This window comes from Arthrobacter sp. SDTb3-6 (assembly GCF_013376095.1).
In the GTDB taxonomy this organism is placed as follows: Bacteria; Actinomycetota; Actinomycetes; order Actinomycetales; family Micrococcaceae; genus Specibacter.
In genome coordinates this window covers 103,723-117,357 of record NZ_JAAMFN010000009.1, presented here as the reverse complement: position 1 = coordinate 117,357, position 13,635 = coordinate 103,723, and the positions used below count along the sequence as shown (strand labels likewise).

Genomic DNA, 13,635 nt, shown 5'->3' with positions numbered 1-13,635 from the left:
GGCGGTGATGGCGTCCGGGATGTTCGGCTTGGCGGTGCCAACGAACGTGAACTGCGCGTCGTCGCCCTCGCCTTCAACATCCACGGCGATGATGTCCCCGGCCTTGATCTCGCCGAAGAGGATCTTCTCGGAGAGGTGGTCCTCGATCTCGCGCTGGATGGTGCGGCGCAGCGGCCGGGCACCCATGGCGGGGTCGTAGCCGCGGGTGGCCAGCAGGACCTTGGCGGCGGGCGTCAGCTCGATGCCCATGCCCTTGTCGGCCAGGCGGCCCTCGAGGCGTCCCACCATGAGGTCGACGATCTCGATGATCTCTTCCTGGGTCAGCTGCGGGAACACCACCACGTCGTCAACACGGTTGAGGAACTCGGGGCGGAAGTGCTGCTTGAGCTCTTCCGTGACCCGGGCGCGCATCCGGTTGTAGCCGGTCTGGGTGTCCGAGCCGGACTGGAAGCCGGTGGCCACGGTCTTGGAGATGTCGCGGGTGCCCAGGTTGGTGGTCATGATGATGATGGTGTTCTTGAAGTCCACCACCCGGCCCTGGCTGTCCGTCAGGCGGCCGTCCTCGAGGATCTGCAGCAGCGAGTTGAAGAGGTCCGCGTGGGCCTTCTCCACCTCGTCGAACAGGACCACGGAGAACGGGCGGCGGCGCACCTTTTCGGTCAGCTGCCCGCCTTCTTCGTAGCCGACGTAGCCGGGAGGGGCACCGAACAGCCGCGAGACCGTGTGCTTCTCCGAGTACTCGGACATGTCCAGGGTGATCAGCGCGTCCTCGTCGCCGAAGAGAAACTCGGCCAGCGCCTTGGCCAGCTCGGTCTTGCCGACGCCGGTGGGGCCGGCGAAGATGAACGAGCCGCCCGGGCGCTTCGGGTCCTTCAGGCCGGACCGCGTGCGGCGGATGGCCTTGGAGATGGACTTGATGGCCTCGTCCTGGCCGATCACGCGCTTGTGGATCTCCTCTTCCATCTTCAGCAGTCGCGTGGACTCCGCCTCGGTCAGCTTGAACACGGGGATGCCGGTGGAATTGGCCAGCACCTCGGCGATGAGTTCCTCATCCACCTCGGAGATGTCATCCAGGCCGCCGGACTTCCACAGGCGCTCCTTTTCGGCACGGGCGCTGATGAGCTTTTGCTCGTCGTCGCGCAGGGCCGCGGCACCCTCGAAGTCCTGGGCATCGATGGCGTCTTCCTTGCGCTTCTTCACGGCCGAAATTTCGCCGTCCATGGCCTTGAGCTCCGGCGGGGCCGTCATGCGGCGGATGCGCAGGCGGGCACCGGCCTCGTCAATCAGGTCGATGGCCTTGTCCGGCAGGAAGCGGTCGCTGATGTAACGGTCCGCCAGGGTGGCGGCGGCCGTCAGGGCGTCGTCGGTGATGGAGACGCGGTGGTGTGCCTCGTAGCGGTCACGCAGGCCCTTGAGGATTTCAATGGTCAGCGGCACGGACGGTTCCTGCACCTGGATGGGCTGGAAACGGCGCTCCAGCGCGGCGTCCTTCTCAATGTGCTTGCGGTACTCGTCCAGCGTGGTGGCGCCAATGGTCTGCAGTTCACCGCGGGCCAGCATGGGCTTGAGGATGGAGGCCGCGTCAATGGCGCCTTCCGCTGCCCCGGCACCCACCAGCGTGTGGATCTCGTCGATGAACAGGATGATGTCGCCGCGGGTGCGGATTTCCTTCAGGACCTTCTTCAGGCGTTCCTCAAAGTCACCACGGTAGCGCGAGCCGGCCACCAGCGAACCCAGGTCAAGGGTGTACAGCTGCTTGTCCTTGATGGTTTCCGGCACGTCGCCGCGCACGATGGCCTGGGCCAGGCCCTCGACGACGGCGGTCTTGCCGACGCCGGGCTCACCGATCAGGACCGGGTTGTTCTTGGTGCGGCGGGAGAGGACCTGCATGACGCGTTCCATCTCGTGCTCGCGCCCGATCACCGGGTCAAGCTTGTTTTCCCGTGCAGCCTGGGTGAGGTTGCGGCCAAACTGGTCCAGCACCACCGAGCCTGCCGGGGTGCCTTCCTGCTGCTGGCCGCCGCTGGCGACGGGCTCCTTGCCCTGGTAGCCGGAGAGCAGCTGGATGACCTGCTGGCGCACCCGGCCCAGGTCGGCGCCGAGCTTGACCAGCACCTGCGCGGCGACGCCTTCACCCTCGCGGATCAGGCCGAGGAGGATGTGCTCGGTGCCAATGTAGTTGTGGCCCAGCTGCAGGGCTTCACGCAGCGAGAGTTCCAGCACCTTCTTGGCGCGCGGAGTGAACGGGATGTGCCCGCTGGGGGCCTGCTGTCCCTGCCCGATGATCTCCTGTACCTGCTCCCGGACGGCGTCCAGGGAAATGTTCAAGGATTCCAGGGACTTGGCAGCAACACCTTCACCCTCGTGGATGAGGCCGAGCAGAATGTGCTCCGTGCCGATGTAATTGTGGTTGAGCATGCGGGCCTCTTCTTGGGCCAGCACAACAACACGACGGGCTCGATCAGTGAATCGCTCAAACATTTCGCCACACTCCTTTTACTGCGTACTTTGATGCTACGCAGTGCCGGCCGGTCGTGGGGGCTTGTTCGCCACAGGGGAAATATGGATGCCGCGGACGCCGCTGCCCTTGGCGGTCCTTTTAAAGCACGACGGCGGGGCCTTAAAGCACGACGGCGGGGCCGCCCGGTGGGGTGCCCTGCCGTCTTTGCGCCACGCAGGGCCGGCAATTGCCGGCCCTGCGTGCGCTGAATGCGTTCTTTTACGCGCCTTGCGCGGCGTAGTACGCGTTGCGGATCTCTGCCTGGATGCGGCCACGCTCGTGCACTTCGTAGCCGTTGTCCTTGGCCCAGGTGCGGATTTCAGCAACGTCGCTCTTGGACTTGGGCGCCGCCGTGGCCGTGCCGCGCCCCCGGACGGCACGTCCGCCGGCACGGCGTCCGGCACCAATGTACTTTGCCAGCGCCTCACGCAATTCCCCGGCATTTTTCGCGGAAAGGTCTATCTCATAACTAATGCCGTCAAGGCCAAAGGTGACGTTTTCATCCGCAGGGCTCTGGTCAAGGTCGTCGACCAGAGTTACATGAATCTTCTGTGCCATGGGTAATTATCGCCTCACATTTATTTGAAGTTTCCGTCATTTAAATTATGCTGCGTAAACCACCCCACGTCAAAGAATGGCGTCAGGAATTATTCGAGGGAAGCTCGCTGTTGTGCTCGGCTTCACGTTCGGCCTGCGCCAAGGCCTCCCGTTCAGCCCGGTCGGCATTGAATATTGCCTTCATTGCGAAGTAAAAAAGCACACCCACGCCCAATGAAGGGACGATAACTGCGATGTATTCCATAACCTTGCCGCTTCTACTCAGGTTTCATCAGGGGAAAGAGGATGGCCTCTCGGATTCCCACGCCGGTAAAGAGCATGACCAGACGGTCAATGCCCAGGCCCAGTCCACCCATGGGCGGGGCGCCGTATTCGAGGGCGCGCAGGAAGTCTTCATCCAATTGCATGGCCTCGGGATCCCCTGAAGCTGCCGCCAGGGACTGCTCGGTCAGGCGTTCACGCTGGATGACGGGGTCGACGAGTTCGGAAAATGCCGTGCCTGTTTCCTTGCCGTCAATGATCAGGTCCCAGGCCTCAATGAGGTTGGGCTTGTCACGGTGCGGGCGGGCCAGAGGCTGCGCGGACGGCGGATAATCGCAGACGAATGTCGGCTGAATGATTGTCGGTTCAACAATTTCACCAAACAATTCAACCACCAGCTTTTCCGCATCCCACGCCGGATCAACTTTCACGTCGTGCCGGGCGGCAATGGCACGCAATTCCACGGCCGTGGTATCGGGGGTTATTTCCTGCCCCACCGCGTCGCCAAGGCCCTTGTACACGGGAAGCCAGGGCCATTCGCCGTCGAGGTTAATCTGCCCGCGCGGGGTTTCAATGGTGCGTGATCCCACGGCGTCGGCGGCGGCGAGAATGATTCGCTGCATGGTTTTGGCCATGGTGAATTGGTCGCCATAGGCTTCATATGCTTCAAGCATGGTGAATTCGGGGCTGTGCGTTGAATCAACGCCCTCATTGCGGAAAATGCGTCCGACTTCAAAGACTTTATCCAGGCCGCCCACCACTGCCCGCTTGAGGTAAAGCTCAATGGCGATGCGCAGCGTCATGGGCTGGTCAAAGGCATTGAGGTGGGTGTGGAAGGGGCGCGCCGCGGCGCCGCCATGGATGAGCTGGAGGATGGGGGTCTCCAGCTCGATGTATTCCTCCCCGTCGAGGGTGTCGCGGATGGCCTTGACAATGGCCGAGCGGGTGCGCACCTGCTTGCGCGCGGCGTCGCGGACGATGAGGTCCACATAGCGCTGGCGCACACGCATTTCCTCGGAGAGCTCGGCGTGGAGCACGGGCAGCGGGCGCAGGGCCTTGGAGGCCATCTGCCAGGAGTCGGCCATGACGGACAGTTCGCCGCGCCGGGAGCTGACCACTTCACCGTGTACGAAGACGTGGTCACCCAGGTCCACCAGGGACTTCCAGCCGGCCAACGCCTCCTCGCCCACATTGGCCAGCGAGAGCATGGCCTGCAGGCGCACGCCCGAGCCTGACTGGAGGGTGGCAAAGCACAGCTTGCCGGTGTTGCGGATAAAGACCACGCGGCCGGCCACGCCGACGAATTCTCCGGTGCCGGTGTCCGCCTCAAGCTCCGGATACTTCTCGCGGATTTCCTCAAGCGTGCGGGTCCGCCCGACCCCGACCGGGTAGGCCTGGCCGCCCTGCTCCAGCAATTTGGCCCGCTTTTCCATGCGGACGTGCATTTGTTCGGAAACGTCACTGGGCTCGAGGGTCACGGTATTTTCTGCGCTCACAATCCAATAGTTTAGTTGGTGAATCTGAATGAACCCTCCGTGCCGGGTGCAGGGCGGGTGGAAGCCAGGCCCGGCGGCTGCGCCTACGGCCGGCCGTGCGGGGAGCCGGCGGTGGATCCGCGGACCACCAGTTCGCTGGCGAGCATCAGGCTGTGCCCGTCCGCCGTCGCACCCAGGTCCTCTCCGGCCAGCAGGCGCAAAAGCTGGCGTCCGGCGGCGTGCCCAAGTTCGGCGGCCTGGAGCCGGACGGTGGTCAGGGCGGGGCTTGAGGCCGCCGAATACGGCAGGTCGTCAAAGCCGGTCACGGCCAGTTCCCCGGGAACCGACAGCCGCGCCACGCGCGCCTCCTGCAGCACCCCATATGCGTGCGTGTCGGTGCTGCAGACCACGGCGGTGACACCCATCCGCCGCCACTGCGGCCAGGCCGTGTCAAAGGCGTCCGCGGCCGCAGCGACGTCGATCGTGGTTTCCGCCTGTGCCACCACGTCGATCCCGCGCTCCCGGGCGTGCCGGCAGAAGGCCTCCCGGCGCACGCGGAAGGTGTCTGTCCCCGTGGTGCCGTCCAGGTAGGCGACGGTGGTGTGCCCCAGGTCCGCCAGGTGGTCCGCGAGCATGACGGCGCCGCCGGCGACGTCAAGGTTCACGGACGGCATGGCGCTCTCCACGCCCGCGGTGTCCAGGAGTACCATGGGTCCGGCCGCCGGCAACCCGGCCAGGAAATCGGCGCTGGGTGCGTCCACGAGCAGCCCGGCCGGGCGCAGGGACAACAGGTTGCGCACCACCTCAAGGGTGGGTGTGCGGCCGGCCTCGGTCACGGAAAGCAGCAGCTGGAACCCGGCGCCAATCTCTTCGCGGACACCGTCGATCACGCGGGCGAAGAAGGGGTTGGAAACGTCCGGGGCCACCAGGATCACAATGTTGCTGCGCCCCCTGGCCAGGGAGCTGCCGAGGCTGTCCACAACATAGCCCAGCTCGTTGACGGCCCGGTCCACCTTGGCGATGTTCTCCGCCGAGACGCGGCCGGCGGTCTTGCCGCTGGTGACAAGGGAAACGGTGGCCGGGGAAACGCCCGCCCTCGCGGCCACCATGGCGGCCGTGACGCGGGCCGGCCGCGTGCCGTCGTGCCGGGGGTTTGTGGCTGGCTCCATGCATCGATGGTATCCGGCACGGGCGCAATCCCCGTCCATACGGCACGTCAAACGCTTGACGAACCTAACGTTAAGCGCTTGACGTCCATCACGTTTCAGTGCCACACTTATTTTCAGGTTCCCCGCACGCCGGCCCGGAACACCCTAAACAACGCCCAACCCCAGAAGACGCAACACCCCCGGGTGCTGCCGCCCCAAAGACGTGGAGAAACATTGAACGCCAACCTGCCACAACAGCCAGCTGCCACCGCAACCCGGAAAATCATCCTGGACTGCGACCCCGGCCATGACGACGCCGTGGCGCTGCTCCTGGCCCACGGCAACCCCACCATCGAACTGCTGGCCGTGACCACGGTGGTTGGCAACCAGACGCTGGAAAAGGTCACCCGCAATGCCCTGTCCGTGGGGACCATCGCCGGCATCACCGGCGTCCCGTTCGCGGCCGGCTGCGACCGCCCCCTGGTGCGCAGCATCGAGAACGCCCCCGACATCCACGGCGACAGCGGCATGGACGGCCCGGACCAGCCCGAGTCCACGATCGAGCTGGACCCGCGCCACGCCGTCGACCTCATCATTGAGACCATCATGGCCCACGAGCCCGGCACCGTGACCCTGGTGCCGACGGCCGGGCTGACGAACATTGCCATGGCCGCCCGCAAGGAACCGCGCATCGTGGAACGCGTGAGGGAAGTCGTCCTCATGGGCGGCGGCTACCACGTGGGCAACTGGAGCGCCGTGGCCGAGTTCAACATCAAGATCGACCCCGAAGCCGCCCACATCGTGTTCAACGCGGGCTGGAACGTGGTCATGGTGGGCCTGGACCTCACGCACCAGGCGCTGGCCACCCCGGATGTGGTGGCCCGGATCGAGGCTGTGGGCACCAAGCCGGCCAAGTTCGTCATGGAACTGATGGAATTCTTCACCAAGACCTACAAGGACGCCCAGGGCTTTGACTACCCGCCCGTCCACGACCCCTGCGCCGTCGCCTACGTCATAGACCCGACCGTCATGACCACCCGCAAGGTGCCCGTGGACATTGAGCTGACAGGCGCCCTGACCCTCGGCATGACCGTGGCCGACTTCCGCGCCCCTGCCCCCGCCGACTGCAAGACCTCCGTCGCCGTTGAGCTGGACCACAAGAAGTTCTGGGACCTGGTCACCGACGCCTTGGTGCGCATTGGCGAGGTGGCCGCATGAGCGCCGAAACCCTCAAGTCCGGGATGCGCAACGGCTCGGCCAATGTCACCGCGCTGATGGTGGCGATGCTGACCGCCTGCGTGGCGTTCCAGCTCAATGCCTCCATGCTCAGCCCCGCCCTGGTCACCATGGGCGAGGAACTGCACACCAACCAGGCGGCCATAGGCCTGTCGCAGACCTGGTTTTTCACCGCCGCCGCCGTGTTCTCCCTGTTCCTGCCGCGCCTGAGCGACATCATCGGCCGCAAGAAGGTGCTCATCGCCATGATGGCGCTGATGGGGATCGGCTCCGTGGTCTCGGCCCTGGCCCCGGACGTCACCTGGCTGTTCGTGGGCCGCATCATCCAGGGCGTGTCCGGCCCCACGGTGCCGCTGTGCCTGATCATGCTGCGCTCGGCCGTGAAGGACCCGAAGAAGTACGGCGTCCTGATGGGCCTGATCACCGCGGTCAACGGAGGCATTGCCGGCATCGACTCGTTTGTGGGCGGCTACTTTGCCGAGCACTTCGGCTTCCGCAGCATCTTCTGGCTCATGGTGGCCATCGCGGCCGTCGCCACGGTGCTGCTGGCCGTCCTTGCCGGGGAAAGCAAGCCCGGCGCGGGCACCCGCATGGACTGGAAGGGCGTGTTCTTCATCGTGGTGGCCGTCGGCGCCCTGCTGACCGCCCTCAACGAGGCCACCAAGCTGGTGGGCGGCATCACCGCCGGCCCGCTCGTCACCGCATTGGTGCTGGCCGTCGTCGCGGTTGCCGCGTTCATGGCCTTCTGGGCCGTGGAAAAGCGATCCCGGCAGCCCATGGTGGAGATTGTGCACCTGCGCCGTCGCTCCACCTGGGCGCCGCTGCTGACCACCACCCTGACCATGACCGGCATCTTCGCGGTCATTAATGGCATTGTGCCCGCCTTCGTCCAGGCGGCCGATCCCGGCTTCCACATTGGCGCCACCGAGATGAGCCTGCTGATCCTGACCCCCTACGCCCTGCTCGGCTGGATCTTCGGACCCATCACCGGCCGGCTGGCACCCGTGCTCGGGTACACCAAGATGCTGCGGATCGGCCTGGTGGGCAGCGTTGTGGCCCTGGCCGTCATCGGCTTCCTGGGCCTGCACAGCCTGCCGCTGATGATCGCCGGCACGGTCTTGCTGGGCATCATGTACGCCGGTACGGTGAACATCATGCTCAACGGTCTCGGCGTGGTCCTCTCCCCCGAAGGCAACCCCGGCTTCCTGCCGGGCATGAACGCCGGCGCCTTCAACCTGGGCGCGGGCCTCAGCTTCCTGGTGCTGCCGGCCATCCTGGTCGCCACGGGGTCCATGGGTGTCGTCGGGTCCTACACCACGGTGGTCGTGGTGGCCCTGGCCGTCACGGTGGCCGCCCTGGCCGCGTCGCTGCTGGTGCCCAAGCCGGTTGACGCGGAGGTTGACGCGTGAGTGTCCCCGCCCCGGGAGCCCGCATTGTGGTGGCCGGCTCGCTTAACGCCGACCTCACCATCTACTGCGAACGCCTGCCCCTGCCCGGCGAGACCCTGCACGGCAGCGGCTTTGCCGTGAACCCTGGCGGCAAGAGCGCCAACCAGGCCGTGGCTGCAGGCCGGCTGGGCGGGGCCGTCACGCTGATTGGCGCCGTGGGCCGCGACCCCAACGGCGACATGCTGGTGGCCTCCACGGCCGGGGCCGGCGTCGACGTCAGCCACGTGCGGCGGGTGGACGGGCCCACCGGCGTCGCGGTCATCTCGGTGGAGGACAGCGGGGAAAACAGCATCATCATCTCCGCCGGCGCCAACGGCACCCTGTCCCCGGACGCCATGGCCCCGGCCCTGTTCGACGGCGCCGGCGTTGTCTGCCTGTGCCTGGAGGTGCCGCTGGAGACGGTCCGGGCCGCCGCGCAGGCCGGGCACGACGCCGGCGCCACCGTCCTGTTGAACCTCTCGCCCTACGCCCCGGTCGGGGACGCGCTGGCGCACCTCACCGACGTGCTGCTGGTCAACGCACACGAGGCCTCGGCGTTCCTGGGCGGGCCGGCCATGCCGGCGGCCGACGCGCCCGAGTCCGACTGGCTCGACGCCGCCGCGCACTTTGCCGGCCGCGGCCTGGCGCAGGTCCTCGTGACGCTGGGCTCCGACGGATCGGTGGTGCTGGATTCAACCAACCGGGCCCACCCCGTGGTGCGCATTGCGCCGACCGTGGTCGACGCCGTGGACACCACGGGGGCCGGCGATGCATTCACCGGCGCCGTGGCAGCCCGCCTGGCCGCCGGCGATTCCCTGGCCGACGCCGCCCGCTACGCCTCCGTGGCAGCCGCGCTGGCCGCCACGAGGAAGGGCACGCAGACGGCCTATCCCAACGCCGAAGAGGTGGCGGCGGCACTGGCCGCCTGAGCCGGGGGCCCTCAGCGCATCCGGCATGCGCCCAACCGGCCCCGGGGTGGGCGCATAAACGCTCATGCGCACAACTGGCGGCGGGTCCGGCGCATAAACCCACGGCACCCTACCCGAGCGTGACGTTGTCTATCAGGCGGACCGATCCGACCCGGGCGGCGATGAGCGCCAGGGCCCGTCCGGTGAAGGGAGTGTCCTGGCAGTTTTCGGCCCGGACGGCCAGCGTGTCCGGATCCACCACCTCGAGGTAGTCCAGTTCCACGCCGGGCGTCATGTGCACCAGCTCCTCGGCCGAGGGAATGTCCAGCGGCTCGTGCGCGTCGGCACGCCGGCGCAGCAGCCGCAGTGCGTGAGAGAGCACCAGGGCGGCGTCGCGCTCCCCGTCGGACAGGAAGCGGTTCCGGCTCGAAAGCGCCAGTCCGTCGCCGTCGCGCACAATGGGCACGGGCACAATGTCCACGGGGAAGTTCAGGTCCGCCACCATCCGCTGCACGAGGGCCAGCTGCTGGGCGTCCTTCTGCCCAAAGTAGGCCCGGTAGGACTGCCGCCCGGCGGCATCGGCCGGGGCCAGGCCGGTGTCGGGCCGGCCGGCGTGGAGGAGCTTGGCCACGACCGTCAGGGCACCGTCAAAGTGCCCGGGGCGGGACGCTCCCTCGTACAGTTCCCCCAGCTTTCCGGCGGTGACGCGCACCGCGGGCTCCCCGCCCGGATACATCTCCGCAGCGGAGGGGGCGAACATGACGTCCACCCCGGCGGCGTCGAGCACGGCGAGGTCGGCGTCCGTGGTGCGCGGGTACCGCTCCAGGTCCGCCGGGTCACCGAACTGCAGCGGGTTGACGAAAACGCTGGCCACCACGACGTCGTTCTCCGCCACCGCGGTCCTGGCCAGTTCCGCGTGGCCCGCGTGGAGCGCGCCCATGGTGGGCACCAGGCCCAGCGTCCCGCCGCCGCGCCCGGCCGGGTCGGGGGCGGCGGACAGCAGCTTCGCGCTGAGTGCCTTCAGTTCGGCAATGGTGGTAACCAGGGTGGTGCTCATGTCGGTCGCTTTCTCCAGTGGTGCGGCAGTTTGGAGGGCCGGGGCGGGCTGCCCGGACCGGGGACGGCGGGGAAGGGTCAGCTGCCCGGGCCGGTGGAGGGTCCGGCGTCGTCCGCGGTGAGGGCGGCCTGGACGCCCAGGAACAATTCCGCGGAGAGCAGGCCGCGGCGGGCAGCCCGGGCCGCCGTCGCGGCGGAAAGGGCCACGTAGGCGTCCAGGATGTCCGCGGAACCGGTGTCGAGGGCGTGCTCGCGGAGGGCCTGGGTGTGGGAGGCGACGGTGCCGGAATCGCCGCGGGCCACGGGCCCCGTCAGCGCTGACTCCCCCGAGGCCAGCGCATTCTCCAGCGCCGCCCGCAGCAGCGGCCCGAGGACCTGGTTGGGCGACTCCACGCCAATGTCCCCGAGGATCTGCGCCGCCTGGGACACGATGGTGACCAGGTGGTTCGAGGAGTGGGCCAGGGCCGCGTGGTAGAGGACGCGGTCCGCCTCGGCAATGACCACCGGCTCCGCGCCCATCTCCACCACGAGCGCCTGGGCAACGGGCAGCATGGCCGGCTCCGCGGTGATGCCAAAGCAGCAGTCGGCCAGCCGGGTGAGGTCCAGGCTCATGCCCGTGAACGTCATGGCCGGGTGTATCGCCAGGGCGATGGCCCCGGCAGCCTTGGCCGGCGCGAGCACGCCCGTGCCGAACCGCCCGGAGGTGTGCGCCACCAGCTGCCCGGCCTGCCACGCGCCGGTCGCGGCCAGGCCGGAGACAAGCCCGGGCAGGGAATCGTCCGGCACAGCCAGCAGTACGAGTTCGGAGCGTTCCACGATGTCCGCAATCTCCAGCACCGGCACCCCGGGCAGCAGCAGTTCCGCCCGTTCCAATGAAGCCTCCGAGACCGCTGAAACGCCGACGACGGCGTGCCCCGCCGCGCGCAGGGCCGCGCCCAGCACGGCCCCCACCTTTCCGGCGCCGATGATGCCAATGCCAAGACGGCCGGGCTTAATGGCCATGGAGGTTCTCCTGTGCGTGGGGTGGGGCGGACGACGGGGCGGGGGTCTCGACCGACTCCGACTCGACCGGCGGGGGCGGCCCTGCCGGCGGGGGCGGCGGGGCGAGCCAGTGCTCGGCGCTGTGGATGCGGCGGGCAGTTGCGGCCCGCGCGGCCTGTTCGTCGAAAAGGCGGCGGCCGGCGTCGAGCGCCACGTGGTGCACCAGGGGCTTGATGGGGCCAACGGTGGAATGGAGCTCAAAGTCGACCAGTCCCAGGGCTGCCATGAGCGGGCCCTGGCGCAGGCTCAGCGACTGCGTGCGCTCGTGCGGGACCACCTCCAGGCGCCGGAAGATGACCCCGTGGCGGCACAGCAGCGCCGTGGACGTGGCCCGGTAGGCGTTGTAGCGCCAGGCGAACGGGTCGATCCACCGTGCGGAGGGCGGGGAGTGGACAAAGCCGTGCCGGTTTCCCGGTCCGCGCAGCCCGGCGGCAAAGACCTCAAAGGGGTTGTCCACGCCGGGGTCCGGGAACACGAGGGACAGCACGGCCATGACCTCGTCAATGGTGCCGGCGGGCAGCAGCACCGTGCGGTTGCCGTGGTCGGAGCGGTCGTCCCCGTAACCGGCCACGTTGACGTGGACCCGGTACCAGCCGAAGGGCCGCCAGACGGGGCCCTGGCTGATGCCCACCGCCTGCACGCGGCCCGGCGGGATGGTCTGCGCCCGGGTCTCGAGCATGCCGTAGTGGAGGCGGACGCCATCGGGCGAGAGGGCCACGCGGAAGTTGTAGTCGCCGGTGATGGCTTTCCAGTAGGAGGCGCCGAAGCCAAGGAAGATGGGGATGGAGCCGATGAACACGCCGGGTTCCCCGCTCCACGCTGCCAGGGCAATGGCGGCGCCCAGCACCGCCAGCGTCACAATGCTCAGGCTGCTGAACACCGTGGCGCCGATGATGCGCCCGGGGCCCAGGGCCAGCACGTGCTGTTCCGGCGCCTCCGCGACCTGGCCGGGCTCCCCCGGATCCACGGCCACGCCGGCGGCGCGGGCCAGGATGGCCGCCCGCAGCCGCTTGGCCTCGTCAAGCTTGAGGAAGGAGAGGCGGAAGGCCGACCTCCCGCCGTCGGCCACGTCGAACTTCAGCTCGGCCAGGCCAAAGGCGCGGGCCACCAGCGGCTGGACGACGTCGATGGACTGGACCCGGTCGATGCGGGCCCTGCGCTGCTGGCGGAAGATGACGCCGGAGTTGATGTGGACGTGGTCGTCGGTCACCTGGTAGCGGGTGAAGCGCCAGGACAGGAAGAATCCGGCCCCAAACACGACGACGGCGGCCCCCACCACCACGGCGATCACCGCGGGCGGGGCGCCGGCGGACGGCCCGCCCGCGCCGGGCCTGCCGGTGAACAGCGAGTCCAGGGCGTTGCGGCCAAAGATGAACAGCACTGCGGCCACGGCCACCCAGCCGCGCACCAGGGGCGAGACGGGATGGACGCGGTGCCAGGTGTCGGGACTGTCCGTGTGGAAGGTGGTCCCGGGGTACGGATCGCTCACAGCCCGGCCAGTTTCGCCTCACCGCGGGCCGAAAGCTGCTCGCGGAGCCGTGCGGCCTCGGTGGCAGGCACGCCAAAAAGCACGGCATTGGTTCCGGGGGAGGCGGTGTGCAGGTGGACGCTGCTCAGGCCCAACGCCCGCTCCAGCGGCCCCATCGTGACGTCGACATACTGCATCCGCCCGTAGGGGACCACCATGACCCGGTGGAACAGGATGCCGTGGCGGAGCAGGAGGTCGTCGTTGCGTTCGGCGTAGCCGATGGCGCGCACCTGGCGCGGCACGAGCGCCAACACCCACAGGACCACCGCCAGCACGGCGGCCGGCAGCGCCCAGGCCAGCCAGGCAGGGTAGCCGTCCCATGCCCCGGCCAGCCCCAGGACCAGCGGAAGCGCGGAAATGACAAACAGGACCAGCCCGCCCAGGCCCCGCTCGATCAGGCGGAGCGTGGCAAGCCTGCCGGACACGCCCCGGAACGCCAGCCCCTCGGGATCGATGGCGCTGGCGTGGACGGGCACGACCGGCACGGGCGGAACGGG

General features: G+C 68.2%; 12 protein-coding genes. 3 read left to right on the top strand and 9 right to left on the bottom strand.

The genetic code is table 11. From position 1 onward, the window contains the following. The 5 genes from G6035_RS06885 to G6035_RS06865 all read right to left on the bottom strand — a co-directional run. On the bottom strand, window positions 1-2,481 hold a 2,481-nt coding region (locus G6035_RS06885), incomplete at its 3' end, for an ATP-dependent Clp protease ATP-binding subunit (protein WP_176616328.1). Between the two features lie 238 nt (window positions 2,482-2,719). Then, entirely contained in the window at window positions 2,720-3,058 is a 339-nt protein-coding gene (locus tag G6035_RS06880) for an Lsr2 family protein (RefSeq protein ID WP_176616327.1), read from the bottom strand. Between the two features lie 82 nt (window positions 3,059-3,140). Further along, window positions 3,141-3,302 (bottom strand): hypothetical protein, encoded by a 162-nt coding sequence (locus G6035_RS06875; protein WP_176616326.1) that lies wholly within the window; start codon window positions 3,300-3,302, stop codon window positions 3,141-3,143. Between the two features lie 13 nt (window positions 3,303-3,315). Further along, window positions 3,316-4,764: a lysine--tRNA ligase gene (gene lysS, locus G6035_RS06870; protein ID WP_176616346.1), complete on the bottom strand. Its 1,449-nt coding sequence runs from the start codon at window positions 4,762-4,764 to the stop codon at window positions 3,316-3,318. 134 nt (window positions 4,765-4,898) lie between these two features. Further along, window positions 4,899-5,963: a LacI family DNA-binding transcriptional regulator gene (locus tag G6035_RS06865; protein WP_256127792.1), complete on the bottom strand. Its 1,065-nt coding sequence runs from the start codon at window positions 5,961-5,963 to the stop codon at window positions 4,899-4,901. 213 nt (window positions 5,964-6,176) lie between these two features. Here G6035_RS06865 and G6035_RS06860 point away from each other — a divergent pair, with 213 nt between their 5' ends. The 3 genes from G6035_RS06860 to G6035_RS06850 are packed head-to-tail and all read left to right on the top strand — an operon-like array spanning window position 6,177 to window position 9,534. Beyond that, entirely contained in the window at window positions 6,177-7,160 is a 984-nt protein-coding gene (locus G6035_RS06860; protein WP_256127791.1) for a nucleoside hydrolase, read from the top strand. After that, window positions 7,157-8,587, top strand: a complete 1,431-nt coding sequence (locus tag G6035_RS06855; RefSeq protein WP_176616325.1) for an MFS transporter — start codon at window positions 7,157-7,159, stop codon at window positions 8,585-8,587. The genes G6035_RS06860 and G6035_RS06855 overlap by 4 nt, the downstream gene beginning before the upstream one ends. Next, the gene (locus tag G6035_RS06850) at window positions 8,584-9,534 is read left to right on the top strand and encodes a ribokinase (protein WP_176616324.1); all 951 of its coding nucleotides are present in this window, start codon (window positions 8,584-8,586) and stop codon (window positions 9,532-9,534) included. Before G6035_RS06855 ends, G6035_RS06850 begins: the two co-directional genes overlap by 4 nt. A 109-nt stretch (window positions 9,535-9,643) precedes the next feature. Here the strand turns inward: G6035_RS06850 and panC are convergent, their stop codons facing one another. The 4 genes from panC to G6035_RS06830 all read right to left on the bottom strand — a co-directional run bounded on the left by panC (window position 9,644) and on the right by G6035_RS06830 (window position 13,623). Next, a complete protein-coding gene (gene panC / locus G6035_RS06845) occupies window positions 9,644-10,570 on the bottom strand; it encodes a pantoate--beta-alanine ligase (RefSeq protein ID WP_176616323.1) in 927 nt (308 codons plus the stop codon). Between the two features lie 77 nt (window positions 10,571-10,647). After that, the gene (locus G6035_RS06840; protein WP_176616322.1) at window positions 10,648-11,571 is read right to left on the bottom strand and encodes a Rossmann-like and DUF2520 domain-containing protein; all 924 of its coding nucleotides are present in this window, start codon (window positions 11,569-11,571) and stop codon (window positions 10,648-10,650) included. Further along, window positions 11,561-13,099, bottom strand: a complete 1,539-nt coding sequence (locus tag G6035_RS06835) for a PH domain-containing protein (protein ID WP_176616321.1) — start codon at window positions 13,097-13,099, stop codon at window positions 11,561-11,563. Before G6035_RS06835 ends, G6035_RS06840 begins: the two co-directional genes overlap by 11 nt. Continuing rightward, entirely contained in the window at window positions 13,096-13,623 is a 528-nt protein-coding gene (locus G6035_RS06830; protein ID WP_371130893.1) for a PH domain-containing protein, read from the bottom strand. Before G6035_RS06830 ends, G6035_RS06835 begins: the two co-directional genes overlap by 4 nt. Between the last annotated feature and the right edge of the window lie 12 nt (window positions 13,624-13,635).

Coding starts and splice junctions, on each gene's coding strand:
- G6035_RS06880 (WP_176616327.1), bottom strand. CDS start 3,058: ATGGCACAGAAGATTCATGTAACTCTGGTCGACGACCTTGACCAGAGC.
- G6035_RS06875 (WP_176616326.1), bottom strand. CDS start 3,302: ATGGAATACATCGCAGTTATCGTCCCTTCATTGGGCGTGGGTGTGCTT.
- lysS (WP_176616346.1), bottom strand. CDS start 4,764: ATGCACGTCCGCATGGAAAAGCGGGCCAAATTGCTGGAGCAGGGCGGC.
- G6035_RS06865 (WP_256127792.1), bottom strand. CDS start 5,963: ATGGAGCCAGCCACAAACCCCCGGCACGACGGCACGCGGCCGGCCCGC.
- G6035_RS06855 (WP_176616325.1), top strand. CDS start 7,157: ATGAGCGCCGAAACCCTCAAGTCCGGGATGCGCAACGGCTCGGCCAAT.
- panC (WP_176616323.1), bottom strand. CDS start 10,570: ATGAGCACCACCCTGGTTACCACCATTGCCGAACTGAAGGCACTCAGC.
- G6035_RS06840 (WP_176616322.1), bottom strand. CDS start 11,571: ATGGCCATTAAGCCCGGCCGTCTTGGCATTGGCATCATCGGCGCCGGA.